Source organism: Nostoc sp. DSM 114167 (assembly GCF_052692655.1).
This window is the reverse complement of record NZ_CP195116.1, coordinates 5,164,657-5,182,517: the sequence shown is the minus strand read 5'-3', so window position 1 is coordinate 5,182,517 and position 17,861 is coordinate 5,164,657. Positions and strand designations below refer to the sequence as shown.

Here is a 17,861-nt window from a genome sequence, read left to right as displayed (position 1 = left end):
TGTCTTCTGCTCCCCTGTACAAGGTTTTGAGAGATGTGGTGAGAAATCCGGGTATTGTCTTTGTCAGCAGGGATTACGTGCTGCTAAAAGATGATGCTAAACGCAGTCGTAAATTGTTCTAAGCAGAAATTCAGCGGATTTGAGCATTGATAATATAGGTAGATGTAGAGCCGATTTCTTTGTTAAAGATGACTTTTCTCAGCACTGACATAATTCACGCCTTGAGATTACAGCTTGAAATGAACTCTGCAAGAATTGCTATTTGCTGAGTAAATTGGGATATAGATGCGGAAAATTTTTCTGGGTAAACTTGACCAGCAAATGGTAATGAAAAACTATTATCAAGATTTTTTAATTCGTGATTGGGTGAAAAGCGATCGCACAAGAGCCGCCGAAGTCATCAGTTATGTATTATCAGAATACGGTCTGGGTTGGGAACCCAAGGGTGCTGACCAAGACGTGCTGCGAGTCGAGGAATGTTATTTAGCTACTGGGGGAGAGTTTTGGGTAATTGAACACCAAAGTCAGTTAGTAGGTACTGGAGCATACTACCCCATACACCGAGGTGAAAAAGCTGTAGAAATCCGCAAAATGTATCTTTTACCCAGCATCAGGGGTTTAGGATTAGGGAAATATTTGTTACAACAGCTAGAAGCAGCGATCGCAAAGCGTGGTTTTCAACAAATTTGGATTGAAACCGCCAGTGTTTTGGTGGAAGCAGTCAAGCTGTATGAAAGCAATGGCTACACTCCAGCAACAGGAGTGGAAACAACAAGGTGCGATCGCGTCTATGTTAAGTCATTGGTCAATAGTCATTAGTCATTAGCTAAAAACAAAGGACAAAGGACAAAGGACAAATGACAAATAACAAAGGACAATTCTAAATGCACCCTTGGATTCAAAATTTTAAAGGCTTACTCAATCTTTTTCTCCAATCCCATTGCCCTCTATGTCAACGCGCAACTTCCCAAGAATTCTGTCAAAACTGCACCATACAACTGCAAAAATGTCAACGTAAAGACCCGATTTCTCTATGGCAAGAGCCTATACCAGTGTTTGGCTGGGGGGAATATGGTGGCCCAGTGAAACGAGCGATCGCAGCGATGAAATACGAAAATCAACCCCAAATAGCTCGTCCTTTGGGTCAATGGTTAGGGGAAGCATGGTTGTTAAATTCACCGAAGCGAGATAGCCAGCCTGTAGTAGTTCCTATCCCACTTCACGCTAGCAAACAAAAACAACGTAAATACAATCAAGCTGCACTAATAGCACAAAGTTTCTGCGAAATAACTGGATTAAAATTGAAACTAAACGGTTTAGCAAGAGTGCGAGAAACTGAAGCGCAGTTTGGTTTGTCGGTATCTAAACGAGAAAAAAACTTGAACCAAGCTTTTGCTATTGGGCAAGAATTTCGCCATCGTCTTCCAAATGTCCCAGTGCTGTTAGTGGACGACATTTATACTACTGGTGCTACTGCCAGGTCTGCTGTGCAAACACTTCGTCAGTATGGAATTGTGGTCTTAGGATTAGTAGCTGTAGCCACTGCTGTCAAAGACGGATAAATCAAGAGTTAATAAGCTAACTTTGGCAGATAAGTGCATAAATTGACCTAATTACCCTATTTTTGTAGAAAAATTGCTTAAAATGTATGAATAAAGTTTTTGCGGCAGGTTTAAAACAACTCATCATCATTCCTGCCACATTGCTGGCAATAGGCATAAGTACAAGTGCAGTTGCTCAAAATAAGTTGTATAGTCCAATTCCTTTATCTAACAGTACTGAAATTGACGATCGCCTTTCAGACAAAGATATCCCCACAGGTCAAGGTGGGTTTGCTCGTGATTACACTGTGAAGTTGCAGAAGGGCGACAATTTAGCAGTTGACCTGTCATCGGAAAACTTTGACAGTATCATCACACTGCTGGCACCTGATGGTTCGACTTTAGCAGAAAATGATGATGGCCCTGATGGTAGTAGCAATTCCTTACTCTTTACTCGCATCGTAGAGACAGGGAATTATGTTATTCGTGTCCGGTCTTTTGGGGAAACTGGGGTTGGGGCTTTTAAACTCAAAGTCACAAAGTTGCAACCGATTAAATGAGTGCTGAGTGCTGTTAGCGGTAGCGGGGCGTTTAGCCCGTGCTGAGTTAGGAGTTAGGAGTTAGGAGTTTGGAGTTTTAACTCCTCACTTTTCACTCCTCACTCCTAACTTCCTACAGTAGTCAATACACAGAGAAATAAGGCTTCAGTCCACTCAACGACTGCGCCGTAGGTATCTCCAGTGTGTCCGCCTAGTTTATGGTTGAACCATGCACCAGTTAAAGTGGCGATTGCACTTCCAACAAATATGATTGTCAGTGCGAGAAATAGCTGCTGGTTATCTATTAGCCAAAGTAAACCACTCAAACTAAACAACAACAACAATCCCGGTAACAAATCTTTGTAAGAACGAATGGCTTGTTTGTGAAGCGCACCTTTACCAGTTGCTTTCAAATAAGGATATCGGGCAATCGCTAGTTGTTGTCCCCAACGTCCCCAACCACAAGCAGCCATCAGCAATAACCAACGGTTTTCTGGCATATCCGTCAAAGCTGTTATTTTCAGTAGCACCAAGGCGATCGCAGCCATTGCTCCAAAGGCTCCTGTAGCACTATCTGCCATTACCTCCAGTCGCCGATCTGGGTCGCCTACTGCTAAACCATCGGCAGTATCCATTGCCCCATCTAAGTGCAATCCTCCAGTTATGGCAATCCAAACACTTACTACCAGGGCACTACGAGTTAACACGGGCATACCAAGATAATCCATCCCCGTATCTAGCAACCCTAAAATTCCCCCAATTATAACTCCAACAAGCGAAGCAAGACGTGCTACTCTTTGAAAGTCCAATCCGTTCAAATACGGTAACGGAATACTTGTGTAAAATATAATACTAGCTGCCAGCTTTAACAGCAGCTTTTTCCACCACTGTTGCTGTTTCGTCATTTGAATTAGATTAATTTTTGGTAAATTGCTGGATAATAGTCATAATTTCGGTAAAACCGACATCAGTAGACTTTAAAACTTTAAATAAGATTTACTTCTATTAAACATTCTCGTTGAAAATTTTGTTATGCTGGTCTAAGTGGTAAACAAATAGTTTTGAGTAATTTTTTATACGAAAACGATAACTTAGGAAGTTAAAATTCCATCAAGGAGCAAAATTTGTATTTTGTATTCGTTAACTAAAAACTTACTCCAAATTATTAGACGATTGCCCCATAAAATTGATATTTTTTTAAATGTAGGGAGTAAACAAGCTATTCAATTATGACAGTTTAGCTATGTTGTTGCCCTCCTTAGCTCAATCGCAATTTTCCTATGAGTCACCATCTACCCGACACCAGGATACCAGCTCCGTGCATTATAAACACGGGCATTATTGTGAATAAGCTCGACATCCGGCGATTGCTGGCAGATTTAGGTCGAGTCCACTACATCTACACCCAAGAAGATAAGGTACTGAGCGAGGGTGAAGGGGATGTGATGGAAGTTTTTGCCAATCCGCAAAGGTCTACCTTAGTGGCTAACCGCGCCCTATATCTGAATGTTTGTAGTTTTGATTACTTAGAACTAAAACAGTCGTCGCAACAGGAAACCTACTTCGATTTGATGCAAGAAGGATTGTGTCTGCGGTTAATTCCCCGATCGACACCTTTACAAGAGCGACGAGAGCGAAGCTTCAATGTCAGCGCTATAGAAGCGATGATGGAACAAGTACTCTCAGCCAAGTGGGATGCAGAAATTGACGATGACTGTTCTGATTCTTTCTAAATAACAATTATTTAGAGTATATACTCGTAAAGTTGGTAACTAGGTTAGTAATGAATGCTTAAGTGTTCGCTAAAACTAAACTACCAATCTTGATGTTTGTCCATAATTTAGCCAAATATGATTAATTTTGCCCTAATACCATTTGGTTTTATGGCGCTAGTACCGCAAGGCAAAAGTCAAAAGTCACTCATGCTTGAATTTTGGGCTTTCTGGCTGTAATGAAATGGTAGGTTTATTTTTGCTGCGTTGTACTAGTTATGGATTTTTGAAACTCTCGATCAATTAGTGTTTCACAATCCAAAATCGTTCGACTGAGCGACTTGCCTTGAGCGAAGTCGAAAGGAGCCGAAGTCTAAAATCTAAAATTCCAAATGGCATGAGTGCGAATTTTTCTTTTCAATGTCTTGCTTGCTGTAGTCAGACAAAAGCTAGAGCAGGAGTGTTTTTCACCCCTCACGGTCTTGTAGAAACCCCCAGATTTATGCCAGTAGGAACGCTGGCAAATGTGAAAACTATTACTCCATCTCAGTTACGAGATACTGGGGCGCAAATGATCTTATCTAATACTTATCATCTTCACCTACAACCAGGGGAAGCGATCGTGGCTGGGGGTGGTGGGTTGCATAAATTTATGGGTTGGAACGGTCCAATGCTCACAGATTCGGGTGGGTTTCAGGTCTTTAGCTTAAGCGAGATGCGAAAAATTACTGAAGAAGGCGTAACTTTTCGCTCGCCCCATGATGGACAAATTATTAACTTAACCCCAGAGCGCTCCATTCAGATTCAAAATACTTTGGGGGCTGATGTGATTATGGCCTTTGATGAGTGTCCGCCCTACCCAGCAACTCGCCAAGAGGTTGAAACTGCAACTGAGCGCACTTATCGCTGGTTAGAACGCTGTATAACAGCTCATCAACGCAGCGATCAGGCGTTGTTTGGGATTGTGCAAGGGGGGGTGTATTTGGATTTGCGTTGCCGTGCGGCGGAAGCTTTGGCTAAGTTAGATTTGCCCGGATATGCCATTGGTGGCGTGAGTGTGGGAGAACCGCCAGAATTGATGGCTGAGATTGTCAAAGTAACAGCACCGCTTCTACCCCCCGAAAAGCCGCGTTACTTGATGGGTGTGGGTACTTATCGGGAAATGGCGATCGCGATCGCATCTGGTATAGACTTGTTTGATTGCGTCATTCCCACCCGCTGGGCAAGACATGGTACAGCGATAGTTCAAGGCGGACGCTGGAATTTAAAAAATGCGAAGTTTCGTGAAGATTTTACGCCCTTAGATGAAACTTGCCCCTGTTATACTTGTCAAAATTTTAGCCGTGCTTACATATCTCATTTGGTGCGATCGCAGGAAATTTTAGCTTATACCTTGTTGAGCATTCACAACATTACCGAACTAATTCGCTTTACGCAGCATATTAGAGAAGCAATATTGAGCGATCGCTTTGTTGCAGAATTTGGTCACTGGCTTACCGAAGAAAGCAAAGATGCAGAGGATTAATGACAAATGACAAATGACAAATGACCAATGACCAATGACCAAACCATGTTAAGATACTTCTCAATTATGAAAGCTGTGTTGGATAGGTGGATTTAAACAAACATGGAAGCAGCACTTTTATTAGCAAAACTGCCAGAAGCTTACCAAATTTTCGATCCTTTGGTAGACGTTCTCCCAGTTATCCCGGTATTCTTCTTGTTGCTTGCTTTTGTTTGGCAAGCAGCTGTGGGATTTAGATAAGTTAATCTATTGTTCAATTTATAGGACAGGTAGACTACCTGTCCTATTTTTTTGCAGTGTCGTGTTTGAGAAAATTAATATTTATTAATATTTTGCAATGAATTATTATAATAAATAAGATATTAATCAACCTATGTCAATATGAAGCCTTGAAAGCCAAGCTTACAGTCAAGGAGGAATCAGTTATGGGTAATATCAAATTCGTTAAAGAAAATAAAGAAGTAGTGGCAGCAGATGGTGCTAATCTCCGGCTCAAGGCGATACAAAATGGCATTGACATATATACATTGATTGGCAAAATGACCAATTGCGGTGGTTATGGTCAGTGTGGTACTTGTGTTGTGGAGATAGTCGAAGGACTAGAAAATCTTTCCCCCCGCACAGATGTAGAAAACCGGAAATTTAAGAAAAAGCCAGAAAATTACCGCCTTGCCTGTCAAACTTTAGTGAATGGCTCAGTCAGCGTAGTTACGAAGCCTTAAGTTCTCAAATCTGTCATGTATCCAGTCAGTAGTCAAAATACTTACCAAAATTGAGTTTTCTCTCTACGAGACGCTACGTCGACATTTTGAATACTTCGACAAGCTACCTCGGCTACGGTTCCATCGAGCGGAGTCGAGATGCTCGGCACAAGTCAGTACAAGTTTTGAATTTTGAATTGGTATAACTCTGTCATCGATAATGCTATCCTAATGTTGTTGACTGGAAATTTAAGAGAGGCTTTCTTGCCATGCAAGTTAATGACCTGGGGTTCATAGCGAGCATTTTGTTCGTACTAGTCCCCGCCGTGTTTTTACTAATTCTTTACATCCAAACTGCTAGCCGCGAAGGTGGAAAAGATAGTTAAGAGTTTGTGTATAAAATAAATAACCCCTGCGCCAATAGTGTAGGGGTTTTTATTTATTAACTATCCATTTAGTGCATGTTAGCGTAGCCTGTGCTGAGTGCCCAATAGTAAAGAGAAGAAAAATCTTACTTTTTTACTATTTTATTACAACAATTATTATACTCAGCACTGTTTACTTTAAGCGATTGTCCGCGCCAACAACACTGGACAAGTGGCATTAACTCGAACATAGTCAGACAAAGAAGATCCGATGAGCCGATCTATATCAACAAAACTCTTAGCGATCGATGGACGACGATCTGGAGAACCGAGCAATAATAAGTCTATATTCAACTCTTCTGCCAATCGACAAATTTCTTCACCAGGTTTGCCACTGCTGATATAAGAACGAGATTGGATGCCTTGTTTTTCAGCTTCTGCAACAGCAGCTGCTAAAACTGGATTTTGATCTGGGTTAACCTTGGTTATTTCCGATTTTTTACCGCCGAAATCTGTACTAATATTTGCCAAAATTAATTCGCCGCCCGGGATATCTCGCAGTAAAAACAATGCCAATTTCAAGCAATTTTTTGCTGAATCAGAATTGTCTATTGCCACCATGATGCGCTTAATTCTTTTAACATAAATGTCATCTTTTACCAGCAACATGGGGCGAGAAGATAGCTGGAAAACATACTGACTGACTGAGTTCGATAAAATCGATTGCAGCCGCTTCAGTCCACGTGAACCCATAATAATCAAGTCAGCGTCGATTTCATCAGCAACTTGGCAAACCACATCTTTGGGATCGCCTTCACGCAAAATTGAAGAAACTTGGCTAGGATCTAAGTTCAAAGTCTGAATGGCATTCGCCAGGATTTTACCACCATTTTCCCATTTAGCTGTCATGGTAGCAGCAGCATTTTGTGCTTGAACAACATGCAAAATTGTAACTTTTGCAGATTGAATTGAAGGGATTTCTTTCAGGGTTTTGAGCATTTCCTCTGCGTGTCCCAATCCCGATACAGCCAGCAAAATTCTTCTGATCATTTTACGTAATTTTTGTGAAGTTTACTTTTGTTTTCGCTGTTGGTACTTGGCTCTGGTCGGATTTTCACCACTTTGCTTGACAGCCTAGTTAGTAAGTTGGCACAAATAAACTTTGTTTTTTAGTATTTAACACTCAAAGAAATGACAAAGGATAAAAAACTAAACAAATATTTAAGTTTGTTTGCACTTAGTTACTTAAACTTTCAACTAGACTTCAACTATTCAGCATACTCTCAATTTAGACTGATGAACTTAATAAATTATGATGTTATTTATTATTTTTAATTATGTTTATTTTTGTTAATTATAGATAAGTTAAGTATTGCAAATAAATGCCAAAATAATTCTATAGGAAAATTGATTTAGTATAACCTTTAACAGGCGATGTCTACGACGGGCTATACCTACGCTTCTCGACTTGGATAGTCTACATTCTTCCTAATTTTTCCATATTCTCTGCTTTTTTAAGTGTTGTGCAGTTTTGGTAAATCAGATACGATTGCTATATCCAAACACCACAAAATGCGGGATAACAACATCCAAATTCGGATATTCTAATAGTCGAAATCATATTTAAGACTATATTGAAACCCTCCAGATTATATTTGGAGGGTTTGTTTGATAACTTGTGAGATTTGCTTAACTTAGAAGTGTCCCTGGTTTTCCGTTCTGGACTACAAAGGAAGCTAGGGTTTTGACTGAGGCATTCAAGTCAACTAAATATTTCCCCCTTAGTCACCCAGTAAAGACATAACCTCTTCTAGTTTCTGTTTTGCCTTGTAGAGGTTGATAAGCTTCTCCTGTTTCCATCTAGCGGGTGACTGCATTCTCCTGCCTTCCAGAGAGACTTTAATCAGTGCCGCTTGCTCATCAGTGGGTGAATTCATCTCATCTATAGCGCTACTCAATGCTTGCATAAAAGCAAAAGTAGGAGGTTTCAACCCTTTACCTGCATCGAATTGAGATAACGCCATTTGAGGAAATACCATTAAGGATGTAATCCATGAGGTCTTGTACCCTTTATTCCCAGTTGGTTTGATGCCGTAGCGTAAGCACAAGTCACGAAGTTCTTTGATGGTTTTGATTTCGAGTTCTGAACGTGTGAACATAGAGTTACCATTTCTCAAAAGTGGTATCGGTAGGTAACAAGTTTGTCAGGCTGTGATACCTGCCGATTAAAGACTTTAATCGATGGCTTCCTATCGATTCAACTTATATTTATATTTCTATACAATGCCTAATCCCAAGGGAACACCTGAAAATTTGCAACCAGGAAAGAGGAGAGGTGAAGAACCACTGACCGAGAAAATGAATATACGCATGACTAAAGCAATGAAAGACGAAGTGCAGCAACAAGACGATCCTCCTGAATTTTGTAGAGAAGCTATTCAGAAGGCACTAGATGAGAAAAAACAGAATCGGTAGGTTGCTTCAATCACTCGCACTTTCCCTTTAGGAATCCGATGAGCAATTCCCGGTAAACCTTGATGATGCGTGGCAGTGGTTAAAGTACAGCAAATTGAAATTGTACTTGGCTAGCATGGTCTGTTGAGCAATCACATTCCAGCGCGATCGCGATTGGTCTAACCCTTTTTGTAGCCACTGCTCTTGTTCTGAGCCGATCGTAGTAGCATTTGTATCAAAAGCTTGGGGACAGCAAGACTTGAGTCCGTCATCACAAGGTTGATTAGTGCGATACTGCCTGGTAATTAGGACTAGGAGAATTTTATGAGTAATTTAGACCCACCACCAAAATAGTAAATAATTTATGACAGTTAACAATACAGTTTTGGGAGGGATTGAAAGAGTTAAGCAATTGCTGGCGTATGGAAAGGTTGAACAAAAAATTGATGCCCTTCTAGATGCTTTTGAGTATGGGGAAGCTGGCTTAGACTTGATTATTGAAGCTTTACAAAACTCAGAGGTTGATGTTCAAGAAGCAGCTTATTGGCTACTTCAGGAAAGTACAAAGCCAAGAGCTAAACTGGCATTACGGGCATACAACCCATATTTATTTTTTGAGTATCTTTTTACTATTGAGAGGTATACAGATCGAGTTCGCAGTATAGCTTGTGTAGATATAAGCCAAGAGTTACAAATCTTAGTTACTTGTAATTATAACAACATAATTCAAGTGTGGAATATGCAAACGCAACAAGTAATATGCACATTCCACCCAGAAGCAACGAAGGAATTCGATCAAATCGCGATCGCACCCAATAATCGCGTTTTAGGACTTTGGAATTGTAATGATTATGCTGAAGTGTGGGATCTAAAAACAAAAGAAAAAATCTTTAGTACGCATCGTCGCTCAGATTGGTTTTGGTATATTGCTTTTAGCCCAGATGGTCAATCATTTTTAAATGCTGTTGACGGAGAAATTTTTGAGTTGTGGGATATACAAATAGGAGAAATAATTTCCTATATTTCTATGTTTGATCGGGGTCATAATTTTATCTATTCAAATTCGCAAGTTTTAATAACTCAAGAACAAGGCTTTGACCAAAACTATGAAATATGGGATTGGCAAAGACAACAAGTAATTTGCACCTTAAGTCTTTCAGGGTATATGCCTGTAATTACTGTCAGCCGCGATCGACGTTTTTTACTTAGTGGTAGTCGAGAAAATGGAATTATTAAAGTGTGGAATATTCTTACAGGACATGAACTTTGTAGTCTCACAAGTCATTCATCGTCAATTACTCGCCTTACAATTAGCTCAGATGGACAGAGACTATTTGTTTGGAGTGGAGACAGCACCGTTGAGGTGTGGGGAATTTAATTTTTCACAGTGATTTCAGATAGTTTTACTTCAAAATTCCAAATTATACTGGATAAATTACGAATTATTTAAAATCTGCCATTTCCCTGAACAATGTGTTTAACGGTGGTCAAGGTTTCCAGGCTGATAAATCCCCGGCGATGACCTTTTTGATTAGACATGCCGAGAAATACTGAATCTCCCCGCGAAGGGTTGCGGGAAAAACGCGGGGAAGTGTTGATGTAGGTAGAGGCACTGTTAACTCCCAAGGCAAACTGCCGACTTTCCTGGTAGGATTCAGTCACGATAGAGTCGGCATGACCACTGCTGTATTCATTAATCCAGGCGATCGCACTCTCTAAGCTATCCACCAGTTTAAAAGCTACTGTCCTCGTTAAATAAGGGTTTCCCCATTCGCCTTCTTTTACCAGCTGCAACTGAGGAAAGGTTTGGACTAGTTCTGCATCTCCTTTAATTTCAAAGCCTTTTTCCATCAAGCTGTTCCACAAGACAGCTAAAGATGATGGCAAGGCTTGACGATGAATTAGTACTTTTTCAATGGCGTTAACTCGATCGGGTTCACTTTGATGACTATTAAGAATCATCCAGCGCACCATTTCTAAGCTACTATTGGGCGACCAATAAAGGTAACAGTTACCCATCGCCGACTTTAAAACTGGGCAAGTTGACTGTCGGACTACTTGCTGCACTAAGCTAGAACGTCCGTAAGGAATAACTAAATTCACGTACTGGTCTTGGGTAACTAGATCGCGAACTGAAGCCCCGTGTTCTGCTGTAATCATTTCTAGACAGCCCGGAGCTAGACCAACTTCTGCGATCGCATTTTGCAGTACCTCAGCGATGACCGCGTTAGAGTGGCTAGCTTCGGTGCTGCCTTTGAGAATTATACAATTACCAGTTTTGATACAAAAACCCGCTGCGATCGCTCCTAAATCAGGAAAGGCCTCATAAATAAATCCAATCACTCCCAAGGGCATTAACTGGGTGTAACTTTGGGAATCTTCTAGTTGATAATCAGCGGTTCTGACGCGTCGCAGCGGATCTGATAATTCCCCCAACCGTTGTAAAATGTCTACTGTCATCTCTAGTCTTGTGGGAGTCAGCTTCAGCCAGTCCAATATCAGCTCAGGCACTGCCATTTCCCGACTGGCTTCTAAATCCAAGGTATTGGCTTCTAGAATGTCATCAAATGAGCGCTCAATCGCCTTAGCCATTGCCAATACTGCACGGCTCCGGTCTGCTCCCTTTGTGAGCGCCAGCTTTAGGGAAGCTTGATAGGCTCGTTGGGCACTAGTAATCGGTTCGGGGTGGTCATCCAATTCAACAGTCATTGAGTTAACGTCTGTAGGTAAGCCAGACCATTAGTGCTGGTAAGATAGCCAATAGCACCGCCACCATTGCCCAAGCAATAATGCTGGAACCATTTGCCAATCGCAGTGCTAATGGCAGCCATATAATCACTAGCACGAAAATAATCCCCAGCGCTATAGGCAAATAGCTTTCTCCCAAGCGGGGATGGACAACATGCCAACTATTTCCCATCCAACGCCAAGCCCGTTTGTAGGGATAGGTGGTGGAAAGCTGTTCTAGGACATGACCATTATCTTCTACAACAAAGATTTGCTGACAGCGATCGCAACCAAATGCTTCTGTCAGCGTAATCGGAATTAACTGACCCCGGCGACGACAGGGACAGGGGTATTCGGTATTGAAATCGATTTTTTCGGGTTTTTGAGATTGCACAAGCGTTCTAATAACTTGAGCGTGTTTTACACGAACTACAAAAATATAATGCCTTGGTAAACACCTTAGAGGCTTCTGTCTTTATATACATAAAAAGGTGATGCAAACATTGCCCTGATTACCAACAGTAGATGCAGCTAACTTTAAGTATCCTACTAATTGCCACAGTACGGAGTTATCTATTTTTAATCTTTCCCCGTAGCTGGCGATCTTGTTTAAAAATTTCCTTCTCTTCATCTGTCGCTTTCAAGGTAATGTGGTTGCGTTTTTGGGGATTTATTATGCTGACACACCTGATACAATTTTTAGCATAGGTGGCGACCACTCCTAAAGCCAATCCTTTGGGAAGGCTAGGTCTAGGTTCGTAAACAACACGCATCAACAAACCCGCTAATTTCCCTTTGGGTCACTATATATTACAACCAGTTATCAAGGTTAGATCGGGATTATCTCCAATCTCTATGCCTTGGAGTTCACAGGCGTTTCCAGAGCGGAAATTGCTAAAACATATTTAGTGTCTAACTCTTGATCCAAATATATAGATTGTGGCTAATTTTAACCGATCTGTCCACATGTGGAGCAGTTTACAAGAGTGCAGAGCTAATCTACGAACACTTCAACGCACCCTAAAAACACTAAACCTCTTGGAATTGTTAAATTCAAGAGGTTTTAGTTGGAAGCGGGTAACGCGATTCGAACGCGCGACATTCACCTTGGCAAGGTGACGCTCTACCACTGAGCTATACCCGCGATCGTCATCCAAATACCAATATCTCAGATTTATCTGTAATTGTCAACCCCTTAATTTAGTTATTGGTCAGTAGAGACGCGATTAATCGCGTCTGTACAATGGTCATTAATGAATAACAAAGGACAAACTAATGACGGACTAGCCGAGTTCTTCTGACTCGATAGTTAAATTGCCGACGCTGGCACTTGGAAAAGAGGGTGGCAAAGACTGGCTATTACGAGAATATGGTTCTGCTAGGTTAGAACGCAGTTGTCGCATCAGGCTAGCCATTTCTAAAGCATTCAGGGCGTAATCCCAGCCATGATTACCTTTTATGCCTGCCCGTTCTAGGGCTTGCTGCATAGTATCTACTGTCAAAATGCCAAAAATGACTGGCACCCCAGTTTGAAAGCTAGCGGCGGCAATGCCTTTAGAAACCTCTGAGGATACGTAATCAAAATGGGGTGTTTGTCCTCGAATGACTGCGCCAAGACAAATTACAGCATCATAACGATGGGAAAGTGCCAATTGGCGAGCTACTAAAGGTACCTCAAAACTTCCCGGAACCCAAACATAGTCCACCTGATTACCTTGGGGATTAGGGTCTACACCGTGGCGTTTTAAACAATCTTGACATCCCTCTAGCAGCTTTCCGGTAACGAGGTCATTGAATCGACCAATCACCACTGCAAACCGCAAAGGCTCCGTTTGGGTAAAAGTTCCCTCGAAAACTGCCATGATTGCCTCTTTATCAACTATACTTCTGGCCAATATACATTTCTTATTTAAATGTAGAGGAGCAGGAAAACGCGGTCAAAATGAAGTTAGTAGGAAAAAAAATCTTTTGTTTCCCTTAACCTTTGACCTTGGCTTTTCTGCCCCTCTAGTTCTTATATTATGTGCCTGCGCCAGAGCGAAGCCGTCGCCTAAACGACAAAAAAGTTTAACAAGCCAACTAAAAACACCAAACCAATCCAGACCCCAGAACCAACCCAGAGCAGTTTTTTAGATTCATTCCAGTTTTGGGGAGTGGCGTAAGCAACCGGAACGCCTACAACGAGGACAAAAGACAACAGTACTAGACCTATCAAGGCAAATTGGAATATTATGGTCATTTTTACTTCTCCCAATACAGCGAAATACTAAGGATAGAATATCCTAAAGGGCGACACTGACACTTTCTTATTATTTTTAAGCTAGCAGAAATTGCAACATTTTAGTCATTGGTCATTAGTCATTTGTCCGTTACCAATGCCTAATGTCCAATACAACTCTTAGAGAGGCTGCACTTCGACTACGCTCAGTGACCACGCCAACGGCTTCTCTACGAAACGCTGTTCGCGTTCGGTCAGTACAAGTGCCCAATGACTGTATAACTATGGATTTAATTCTTTGCCACACAACAGCAGATTTTGACGCATTAGGAGCAGCAGTAGGGTTGACGCGCCTACTATCGGGAAGCAAGATTGTGCTAACTGGCGGCTCTCATCCTCCTGTACGGGATTTTTTAGCATTGCATCGGGATGAATATCCGCTGATTGAACGCCGTTCGGTGAGTCCAGAAAAAATTCGCTCTCTAACCGTGGTGGATACACAGCACCGCGATCGCTTGGGTAAAGCTGCCCAGTGGTTAGATTTACCTACTGTAAGAGAGATTATAGTTTATGACCATCACTTAGGACAAGAATCAGATATTCCGGCGACGCGATCGCATATTGACTCGGTAGGAGCCACCACAACTTTAATCGTCGAGCAGTTGCAACAACAGGAAATTTCCTTGACTGCTGCCGAAGCAACTGTGATGGCTTTGGGTATCCACGTTGACACTGGCTCTTTAACATACGATCAGTCCACAGCACGAGATGCCCTAGCTTTGGCTTGGTTGATGCAACAAGGGGCTAGTTTATCAGTAATTTCCACCTACCGCGATCCCGGATTATCTTTGCAATTGCAGCAGCTATTAACTAAATCTCTGGAAAGTTTAGAATCTCTCAGTCTACATGGATATACGGTTGCTTGGGTAACTTTGAAAACTGAGGCTTTTGTGCCGGGGCTATCGAGCCTAGCTTCGGAACTTGTAGAATTAACTGAAATTGATGCCCTACTGCTGGTTAATGAGTATCCTTTAGGTGAAGAGGAGTCACGCTTAACGGTAATTGGGCGATCGCAAATTCCCAAAACAAATCTTAACCTATTATTCCAACCTCTAGGGGGTGGCGGTCATTCGCAAGCCGCATCTTTAAATCTAAGAGAAGTTGATTCGCAGGCAATATTAAAACAACTTCTTGACGGGATAAAAGCACAAATTCCTCATCCCCTAACTGCGAGGGATTTGATGTCTTCTCCTGTCCGCACGATTCTGCCTGAAACGACAATTGCCGAAGCCCAGCGCATTTTATTACGCTATGGACACTCTGGTTTATTCGTAGTCGATACTCAAGGGCAACTAGTAGGTATTATTTCGCGGCGGGATATTGATATCGCCTTACACCACGGATTTAGTCATGCACCAGTTAAGGGCTACATGACCAAGAATCTCAAAACGATTACACCAGATACGACATTACCACAAATAGAGTCGGTGATGGTGACTTATGATATCGGACGCTTACCAGTATTGGAAAATGAGCAGTTAATGGGCATTGTCACCCGTACTGATGTCTTACGCGAATTACATCAAGAAAGGGATGAAGACCAAGAGGGAGAGCAAAAATTCAAAATTCAAAATGACGCTTACAGAGTCGCTAATGCTGCGCTAACAAAATTTAAAATTCCTCTCAGCACTGAATTGCAAAATCGCCTTGCTCCCCAACTATGGCAATTACTCACTACAGCATCGCAAGAGGCAGAAAAACGGGGTTGGCATCTTTATCTAGTGGGCGGTGCGGTGCGGGATTTGCTATTAACAGAAGCAGTAGCGGGCACTTTGATGATTAAAGATATCGATCTTGTGGTTGATGGCTTTCATAAATCAGCAGATGTCGGTGCTGGTGTGGAATTAGCCAAAGCACTCCAACAACTTTACCCTATGGCTCGCTTAGAAATCCACGGGGCTTTTCAAACTGCGGCTTTGTTATGGCACAAAGACCCAGAATTAGATTCTCTCTGGGTAGATATTGCCACTGCGAGAACAGAATTCTATCCTTATCCAGCCGCAAATCCAGAAGTTGAGGCGAGTTCTATTCGTCAAGATTTGTATCGCCGAGATTTTACCATCAACGCCCTCGCCTTGCGCCTGACTTCCCCTCGTACTGGTGAGTTACTCGATTTTTTTGGGGGATTACTAGATTTACAAGCTAAACAAATTCGGGTTTTACACGCCAACAGCTTTATCGAAGACCCCACCCGCATTTTTCGTGGCGTGCGCTTTGCCGTGCGCTTTGGATTTCAGATAGAATCGCAAACTGAAGAGTTTATCCGCTATGCCATCAACAGTGGTGTTTACGATCGCACTGCTCAAGAGAATAGCAGAACTCCAGCCCTGCAAACTCGACTGAAAACAGAACTAAAACACATCCTAGAAGTCACCTACTGGAAATCAGCTTTACAGTTACTCGATAACTTAGAGGCATTGCAATGCATCCATCCTACCCTGAAGCTAGACGCAGAACTCTTGCGACAATTACGTTTGCTAGAAAGCTGTTTGCGGCGATTTGACCCGCAACCAACCCTCATTCATTGGGAAATGCGTTTAGAAGCGTTAATTGCCCATCTAGCACCACAATATCGAGCAAAAGTGGCAAAGAATCTACAACTGCAAGAAGATGGCGTTAAACGCTTGCAAAACTTGGCTTCTGCTCAAACTGAAGTAATAGAATCTTTGCCTAAGTGCCAAAGTCCTAGTCAAGTAGTACAGTTGTTGCGACAGTACGATTTACCAATGCTGATTTTAATCGCTGTGCAAAGTCCGCGATCGCTTAGACATCAGATTTGGGAATATTTAACTGTTTGGGCTAATGTGCAGCCACTACTGAATGGCAATGATTTAAAGAAACTGGGTTACACACCAGGGCCCCAGTATCGGCAAATATTAGATAATGTACTTGCTGCTACCTTAGATGGAGTAATTAAAGATAGGACTGAAGCTGAGGAGTTTTTAGCACAACACTATCCTAAATGAATTAGCCGTGGTCTAAATTGTATCTGGATCGATATTTAACTCACGCAGTTTTGCTGTTAAACGTTCTGCCTTTTGTTCGGCTTGTTCTGCCTTTTGTTCTGCTTGTTCTGCCGTTTCTTCAGGTGTTGGTACTAGTTGACCATCTTTTGTATAAAACCGCAATAATCCCCGATCGACTCCCAAATATAACCCTAGTTGTTGACTCCACAAATATCCTTGTTCGCTTGCTTGTAGAGGTTGATATTTTCCATCTACTAAATGAAATCCCGCAAATTCTTGTGTATAAGGGTCGAACCAAAAATAATCTAACGTGCGGAAAGTATCTTGATAAATTTCTTTTTTTAAACCTTTATCTGTATTCGCTGTTGAGTCAGACAAAATTTCTAGAATTACATTCGGATATTTGCCATCTTCTTCCCAGACTACCCAACTTTTGCGGGTTTTACGTTCGCATCCCAACACTACAAAAAAGTCTGGGCCTCGGAAGTATTCTGATTTGCGTTGATGTGGACTGTAATAGATAGTCAGATTTCCCGCCGCATAGAAATTATTCCTATCTCGCCACAACCATTCCAGACATGTTAAAAGTAGGATTATTTGCCGTAAATGCAGTTCGCTTTCCAAGGGAGGTTCATCACTATATAAATCGCCAGGGGGAAATATAACATCTTGGCAGATGCCTTCTTGAGAATCTAATTCTTGAGCTATGGTCATAAGAATGAATACGGCATCAAGTAGTGATTAATTTATTTTAGCAGTGTTGTAGTTAGCGATCGCATCCTCGCTTTCCGAAATACCTTAGTGCTACACTGTAGTCAATATCAAACCTCATCACAACTCCAATGAGATAGCACAAATGAAGTAATACCAAACACCTGTTGCACTAAAGCAACAAATGTCAACGAAGAATAAACGCAACTAGTTTGACACGGTTACTTCACATAGTCATGCACTACAAATATTGTCATCACTCCTATCTACATAGAATCGCTTGACGATTGTCTGCGGCTGGTTTTTTGTGTCTAATCTACCCGCAGCTTTTGGAAAAACGCG

20 protein-coding genes, 1 tRNA gene and 1 pseudogene are annotated in these 17,861 nt (G+C 41.7%); 11 read left to right on the top strand and 11 right to left on the bottom strand.

Annotation, left to right across the window (positions count from 1 at the left end; all coding sequences use genetic code 11):
• Positions 1 to 327 precede the first annotated feature (327 nt).
• The 3 genes from NSTC731_RS22120 (at position 328) to NSTC731_RS22110 (ending at position 2,101) form a co-directional block, all read left to right on the top strand.
• Entirely contained in the window at positions 328 to 819 is a 492-nt protein-coding gene (locus tag NSTC731_RS22120) for a GNAT family N-acetyltransferase (protein WP_445632144.1), read from the top strand.
• A gap of 65 nt (positions 820 to 884) precedes the next feature.
• A complete protein-coding gene (locus tag NSTC731_RS22115; RefSeq protein WP_445626807.1) occupies positions 885 to 1,562 on the top strand; it encodes a ComF family protein in 678 nt (225 codons plus the stop codon).
• An 86-nt stretch (positions 1,563 to 1,648) separates the two neighbouring features.
• Positions 1,649 to 2,101, top strand: a complete 453-nt coding sequence (locus NSTC731_RS22110; RefSeq protein ID WP_322705848.1) for a PPC domain-containing protein — start codon at positions 1,649 to 1,651, stop codon at positions 2,099 to 2,101.
• A 104-nt stretch (positions 2,102 to 2,205) separates the two neighbouring features.
• On the opposite strand, the gene cobS is transcribed toward NSTC731_RS22110, so the two are convergent.
• A complete protein-coding gene (cobS, locus tag NSTC731_RS22105) occupies positions 2,206 to 2,985 on the bottom strand; it encodes an adenosylcobinamide-GDP ribazoletransferase (RefSeq protein WP_445626806.1) in 780 nt (259 codons plus the stop codon).
• A gap of 375 nt (positions 2,986 to 3,360) precedes the next feature.
• On the opposite strand from cobS, the gene NSTC731_RS22100 reads away from it, so the two are divergent.
• The 5 genes from NSTC731_RS22100 (at position 3,361) to psbM (ending at position 6,404) form a co-directional block, all read left to right on the top strand.
• Positions 3,361 to 3,813 carry a hypothetical protein gene (locus tag NSTC731_RS22100; protein ID WP_322662022.1) on the top strand — a complete coding sequence of 151 codons (453 nt, stop codon included), beginning with the start codon at positions 3,361 to 3,363 and terminating at the stop codon, positions 3,811 to 3,813.
• Between the two features lie 376 nt (positions 3,814 to 4,189).
• Entirely contained in the window at positions 4,190 to 5,317 is a 1,128-nt protein-coding gene (gene tgt, locus NSTC731_RS22095) for a tRNA guanosine(34) transglycosylase Tgt (protein WP_445626805.1), read from the top strand.
• A gap of 102 nt (positions 5,318 to 5,419) precedes the next feature.
• The gene (locus NSTC731_RS22090; protein ID WP_006195022.1) at positions 5,420 to 5,557 is read left to right on the top strand and encodes a photosystem II reaction center protein K; all 138 of its coding nucleotides are present in this window, start codon (positions 5,420 to 5,422) and stop codon (positions 5,555 to 5,557) included.
• Positions 5,558 to 5,742: 185 nt separating this feature from the next.
• Positions 5,743 to 6,039, top strand: a complete 297-nt coding sequence (locus NSTC731_RS22085) for a 2Fe-2S iron-sulfur cluster-binding protein (protein WP_322676274.1) — start codon at positions 5,743 to 5,745, stop codon at positions 6,037 to 6,039.
• A 248-nt stretch (positions 6,040 to 6,287) separates the two neighbouring features.
• Positions 6,288 to 6,404: a photosystem II reaction center protein PsbM gene (psbM, locus tag NSTC731_RS22080; protein WP_084227279.1), complete on the top strand. Its 117-nt coding sequence runs from the start codon at positions 6,288 to 6,290 to the stop codon at positions 6,402 to 6,404.
• 177 nt (positions 6,405 to 6,581) lie between these two features.
• On the opposite strand, the gene NSTC731_RS22075 is transcribed toward psbM, so the two are convergent.
• Together NSTC731_RS22075 and NSTC731_RS22070 are read right to left on the bottom strand one after the other, a co-directional pair.
• A complete protein-coding gene (locus NSTC731_RS22075; protein WP_445626804.1) occupies positions 6,582 to 7,433 on the bottom strand; it encodes a universal stress protein in 852 nt (283 codons plus the stop codon).
• A gap of 731 nt (positions 7,434 to 8,164) precedes the next feature.
• Positions 8,165 to 8,542: a hypothetical protein gene (locus NSTC731_RS22070; RefSeq protein WP_445626803.1), complete on the bottom strand. Its 378-nt coding sequence runs from the start codon at positions 8,540 to 8,542 to the stop codon at positions 8,165 to 8,167.
• A 124-nt stretch (positions 8,543 to 8,666) separates the two neighbouring features.
• Here NSTC731_RS22070 and NSTC731_RS22065 point away from each other — a divergent pair, with 124 nt between their 5' ends.
• Entirely contained in the window at positions 8,667 to 8,858 is a 192-nt protein-coding gene (locus NSTC731_RS22065) for a hypothetical protein (protein WP_445632143.1), read from the top strand.
• 93 nt (positions 8,859 to 8,951) lie between these two features.
• On the opposite strand, the pseudogene NSTC731_RS22060 reads toward NSTC731_RS22065, so the two are convergent.
• A pseudogene (locus NSTC731_RS22060) lies at positions 8,952 to 9,149 on the bottom strand (alkaline phosphatase D family protein); the annotation flags it as partial.
• 52 nt (positions 9,150 to 9,201) lie between these two features.
• Here NSTC731_RS22060 and NSTC731_RS22055 point away from each other — a divergent pair.
• Positions 9,202 to 10,215: a WD40 repeat domain-containing protein gene (locus NSTC731_RS22055; RefSeq protein ID WP_445626802.1), complete on the top strand. Its 1,014-nt coding sequence runs from the start codon at positions 9,202 to 9,204 to the stop codon at positions 10,213 to 10,215.
• Between the two features lie 68 nt (positions 10,216 to 10,283).
• Here NSTC731_RS22055 and NSTC731_RS22050 read toward each other — a convergent pair whose 3' ends face one another.
• The 6 genes from NSTC731_RS22050 to psbZ all read right to left on the bottom strand — a co-directional run bounded on the left by NSTC731_RS22050 (position 10,284) and on the right by psbZ (position 13,803).
• Entirely contained in the window at positions 10,284 to 11,546 is a 1,263-nt protein-coding gene (locus NSTC731_RS22050; RefSeq protein WP_445626801.1) for a glutamate-5-semialdehyde dehydrogenase, read from the bottom strand.
• A 4-nt stretch (positions 11,547 to 11,550) separates the two neighbouring features.
• Positions 11,551 to 11,958: a hypothetical protein gene (locus NSTC731_RS22045; protein WP_094348002.1), complete on the bottom strand. Its 408-nt coding sequence runs from the start codon at positions 11,956 to 11,958 to the stop codon at positions 11,551 to 11,553.
• A 175-nt stretch (positions 11,959 to 12,133) separates the two neighbouring features.
• The gene (locus NSTC731_RS22040) at positions 12,134 to 12,337 is read right to left on the bottom strand and encodes a hypothetical protein (protein WP_445626800.1); all 204 of its coding nucleotides are present in this window, start codon (positions 12,335 to 12,337) and stop codon (positions 12,134 to 12,136) included.
• 299 nt (positions 12,338 to 12,636) lie between these two features.
• Positions 12,637 to 12,708, bottom strand: a tRNA-Gly gene (locus NSTC731_RS22035).
• A 139-nt stretch (positions 12,709 to 12,847) separates the two neighbouring features.
• Positions 12,848 to 13,426 (bottom strand): 6,7-dimethyl-8-ribityllumazine synthase, encoded by a 579-nt coding sequence (gene ribH, locus NSTC731_RS22030; RefSeq protein WP_445626799.1) that lies wholly within the window; start codon positions 13,424 to 13,426, stop codon positions 12,848 to 12,850.
• A gap of 188 nt (positions 13,427 to 13,614) precedes the next feature.
• Entirely contained in the window at positions 13,615 to 13,803 is a 189-nt protein-coding gene (gene psbZ, locus NSTC731_RS22025) for a photosystem II reaction center protein PsbZ (RefSeq protein ID WP_335005725.1), read from the bottom strand.
• A gap of 263 nt (positions 13,804 to 14,066) precedes the next feature.
• Between psbZ and NSTC731_RS22020 the strand changes: the two genes are divergently transcribed.
• Positions 14,067 to 16,808: a CBS domain-containing protein gene (locus tag NSTC731_RS22020; protein WP_445632142.1), complete on the top strand. Its 2,742-nt coding sequence runs from the start codon at positions 14,067 to 14,069 to the stop codon at positions 16,806 to 16,808.
• 12 nt (positions 16,809 to 16,820) lie between these two features.
• On the opposite strand, the gene NSTC731_RS22015 is transcribed toward NSTC731_RS22020, so the two are convergent.
• Entirely contained in the window at positions 16,821 to 17,522 is a 702-nt protein-coding gene (locus NSTC731_RS22015) for a Uma2 family endonuclease (protein ID WP_445626798.1), read from the bottom strand.
• Positions 17,523 to 17,861 lie beyond the last annotated feature (339 nt).

Excerpts from the sequence above, each read along its gene's own strand:
- NSTC731_RS22120 (WP_445632144.1), top strand. The coding sequence starts at position 328 with ATGAAAAACTATTATCAAGATTTTTTAATTCGTGATTGGGTGAAAAGC.
- NSTC731_RS22115 (WP_445626807.1), top strand. The coding sequence starts at position 885 with ATGCACCCTTGGATTCAAAATTTTAAAGGCTTACTCAATCTTTTTCTC.
- NSTC731_RS22110 (WP_322705848.1), top strand. The coding sequence starts at position 1,649 with ATGAATAAAGTTTTTGCGGCAGGTTTAAAACAACTCATCATCATTCCT.
- cobS (WP_445626806.1), bottom strand. The coding sequence starts at position 2,985 with ATGACGAAACAGCAACAGTGGTGGAAAAAGCTGCTGTTAAAGCTGGCA.
- NSTC731_RS22100 (WP_322662022.1), top strand. The coding sequence starts at position 3,361 with ATGAGTCACCATCTACCCGACACCAGGATACCAGCTCCGTGCATTATA.
- tgt (WP_445626805.1), top strand. The coding sequence starts at position 4,190 with ATGAGTGCGAATTTTTCTTTTCAATGTCTTGCTTGCTGTAGTCAGACA.
- NSTC731_RS22090 (WP_006195022.1), top strand. The coding sequence starts at position 5,420 with ATGGAAGCAGCACTTTTATTAGCAAAACTGCCAGAAGCTTACCAAATT.
- NSTC731_RS22085 (WP_322676274.1), top strand. The coding sequence starts at position 5,743 with ATGGGTAATATCAAATTCGTTAAAGAAAATAAAGAAGTAGTGGCAGCA.
- psbM (WP_084227279.1), top strand. The coding sequence starts at position 6,288 with ATGCAAGTTAATGACCTGGGGTTCATAGCGAGCATTTTGTTCGTACTA.
- NSTC731_RS22075 (WP_445626804.1), bottom strand. The coding sequence starts at position 7,433 with ATGATCAGAAGAATTTTGCTGGCTGTATCGGGATTGGGACACGCAGAG.
- NSTC731_RS22070 (WP_445626803.1), bottom strand. The coding sequence starts at position 8,542 with ATGTTCACACGTTCAGAACTCGAAATCAAAACCATCAAAGAACTTCGT.
- NSTC731_RS22065 (WP_445632143.1), top strand. The coding sequence starts at position 8,667 with ATGCCTAATCCCAAGGGAACACCTGAAAATTTGCAACCAGGAAAGAGG.
- NSTC731_RS22055 (WP_445626802.1), top strand. The coding sequence starts at position 9,202 with ATGACAGTTAACAATACAGTTTTGGGAGGGATTGAAAGAGTTAAGCAA.
- NSTC731_RS22050 (WP_445626801.1), bottom strand. The coding sequence starts at position 11,546 with ATGACTGTTGAATTGGATGACCACCCCGAACCGATTACTAGTGCCCAA.
- NSTC731_RS22040 (WP_445626800.1), bottom strand. The coding sequence starts at position 12,337 with ATGCGTGTTGTTTACGAACCTAGACCTAGCCTTCCCAAAGGATTGGCT.
- ribH (WP_445626799.1), bottom strand. The coding sequence starts at position 13,426 with ATGGCAGTTTTCGAGGGAACTTTTACCCAAACGGAGCCTTTGCGGTTT.
- psbZ (WP_335005725.1), bottom strand. The coding sequence starts at position 13,803 with ATGACCATAATATTCCAATTTGCCTTGATAGGTCTAGTACTGTTGTCT.
- NSTC731_RS22020 (WP_445632142.1), top strand. The coding sequence starts at position 14,067 with ATGGATTTAATTCTTTGCCACACAACAGCAGATTTTGACGCATTAGGA.
- NSTC731_RS22015 (WP_445626798.1), bottom strand. The coding sequence starts at position 17,522 with ATGACCATAGCTCAAGAATTAGATTCTCAAGAAGGCATCTGCCAAGAT.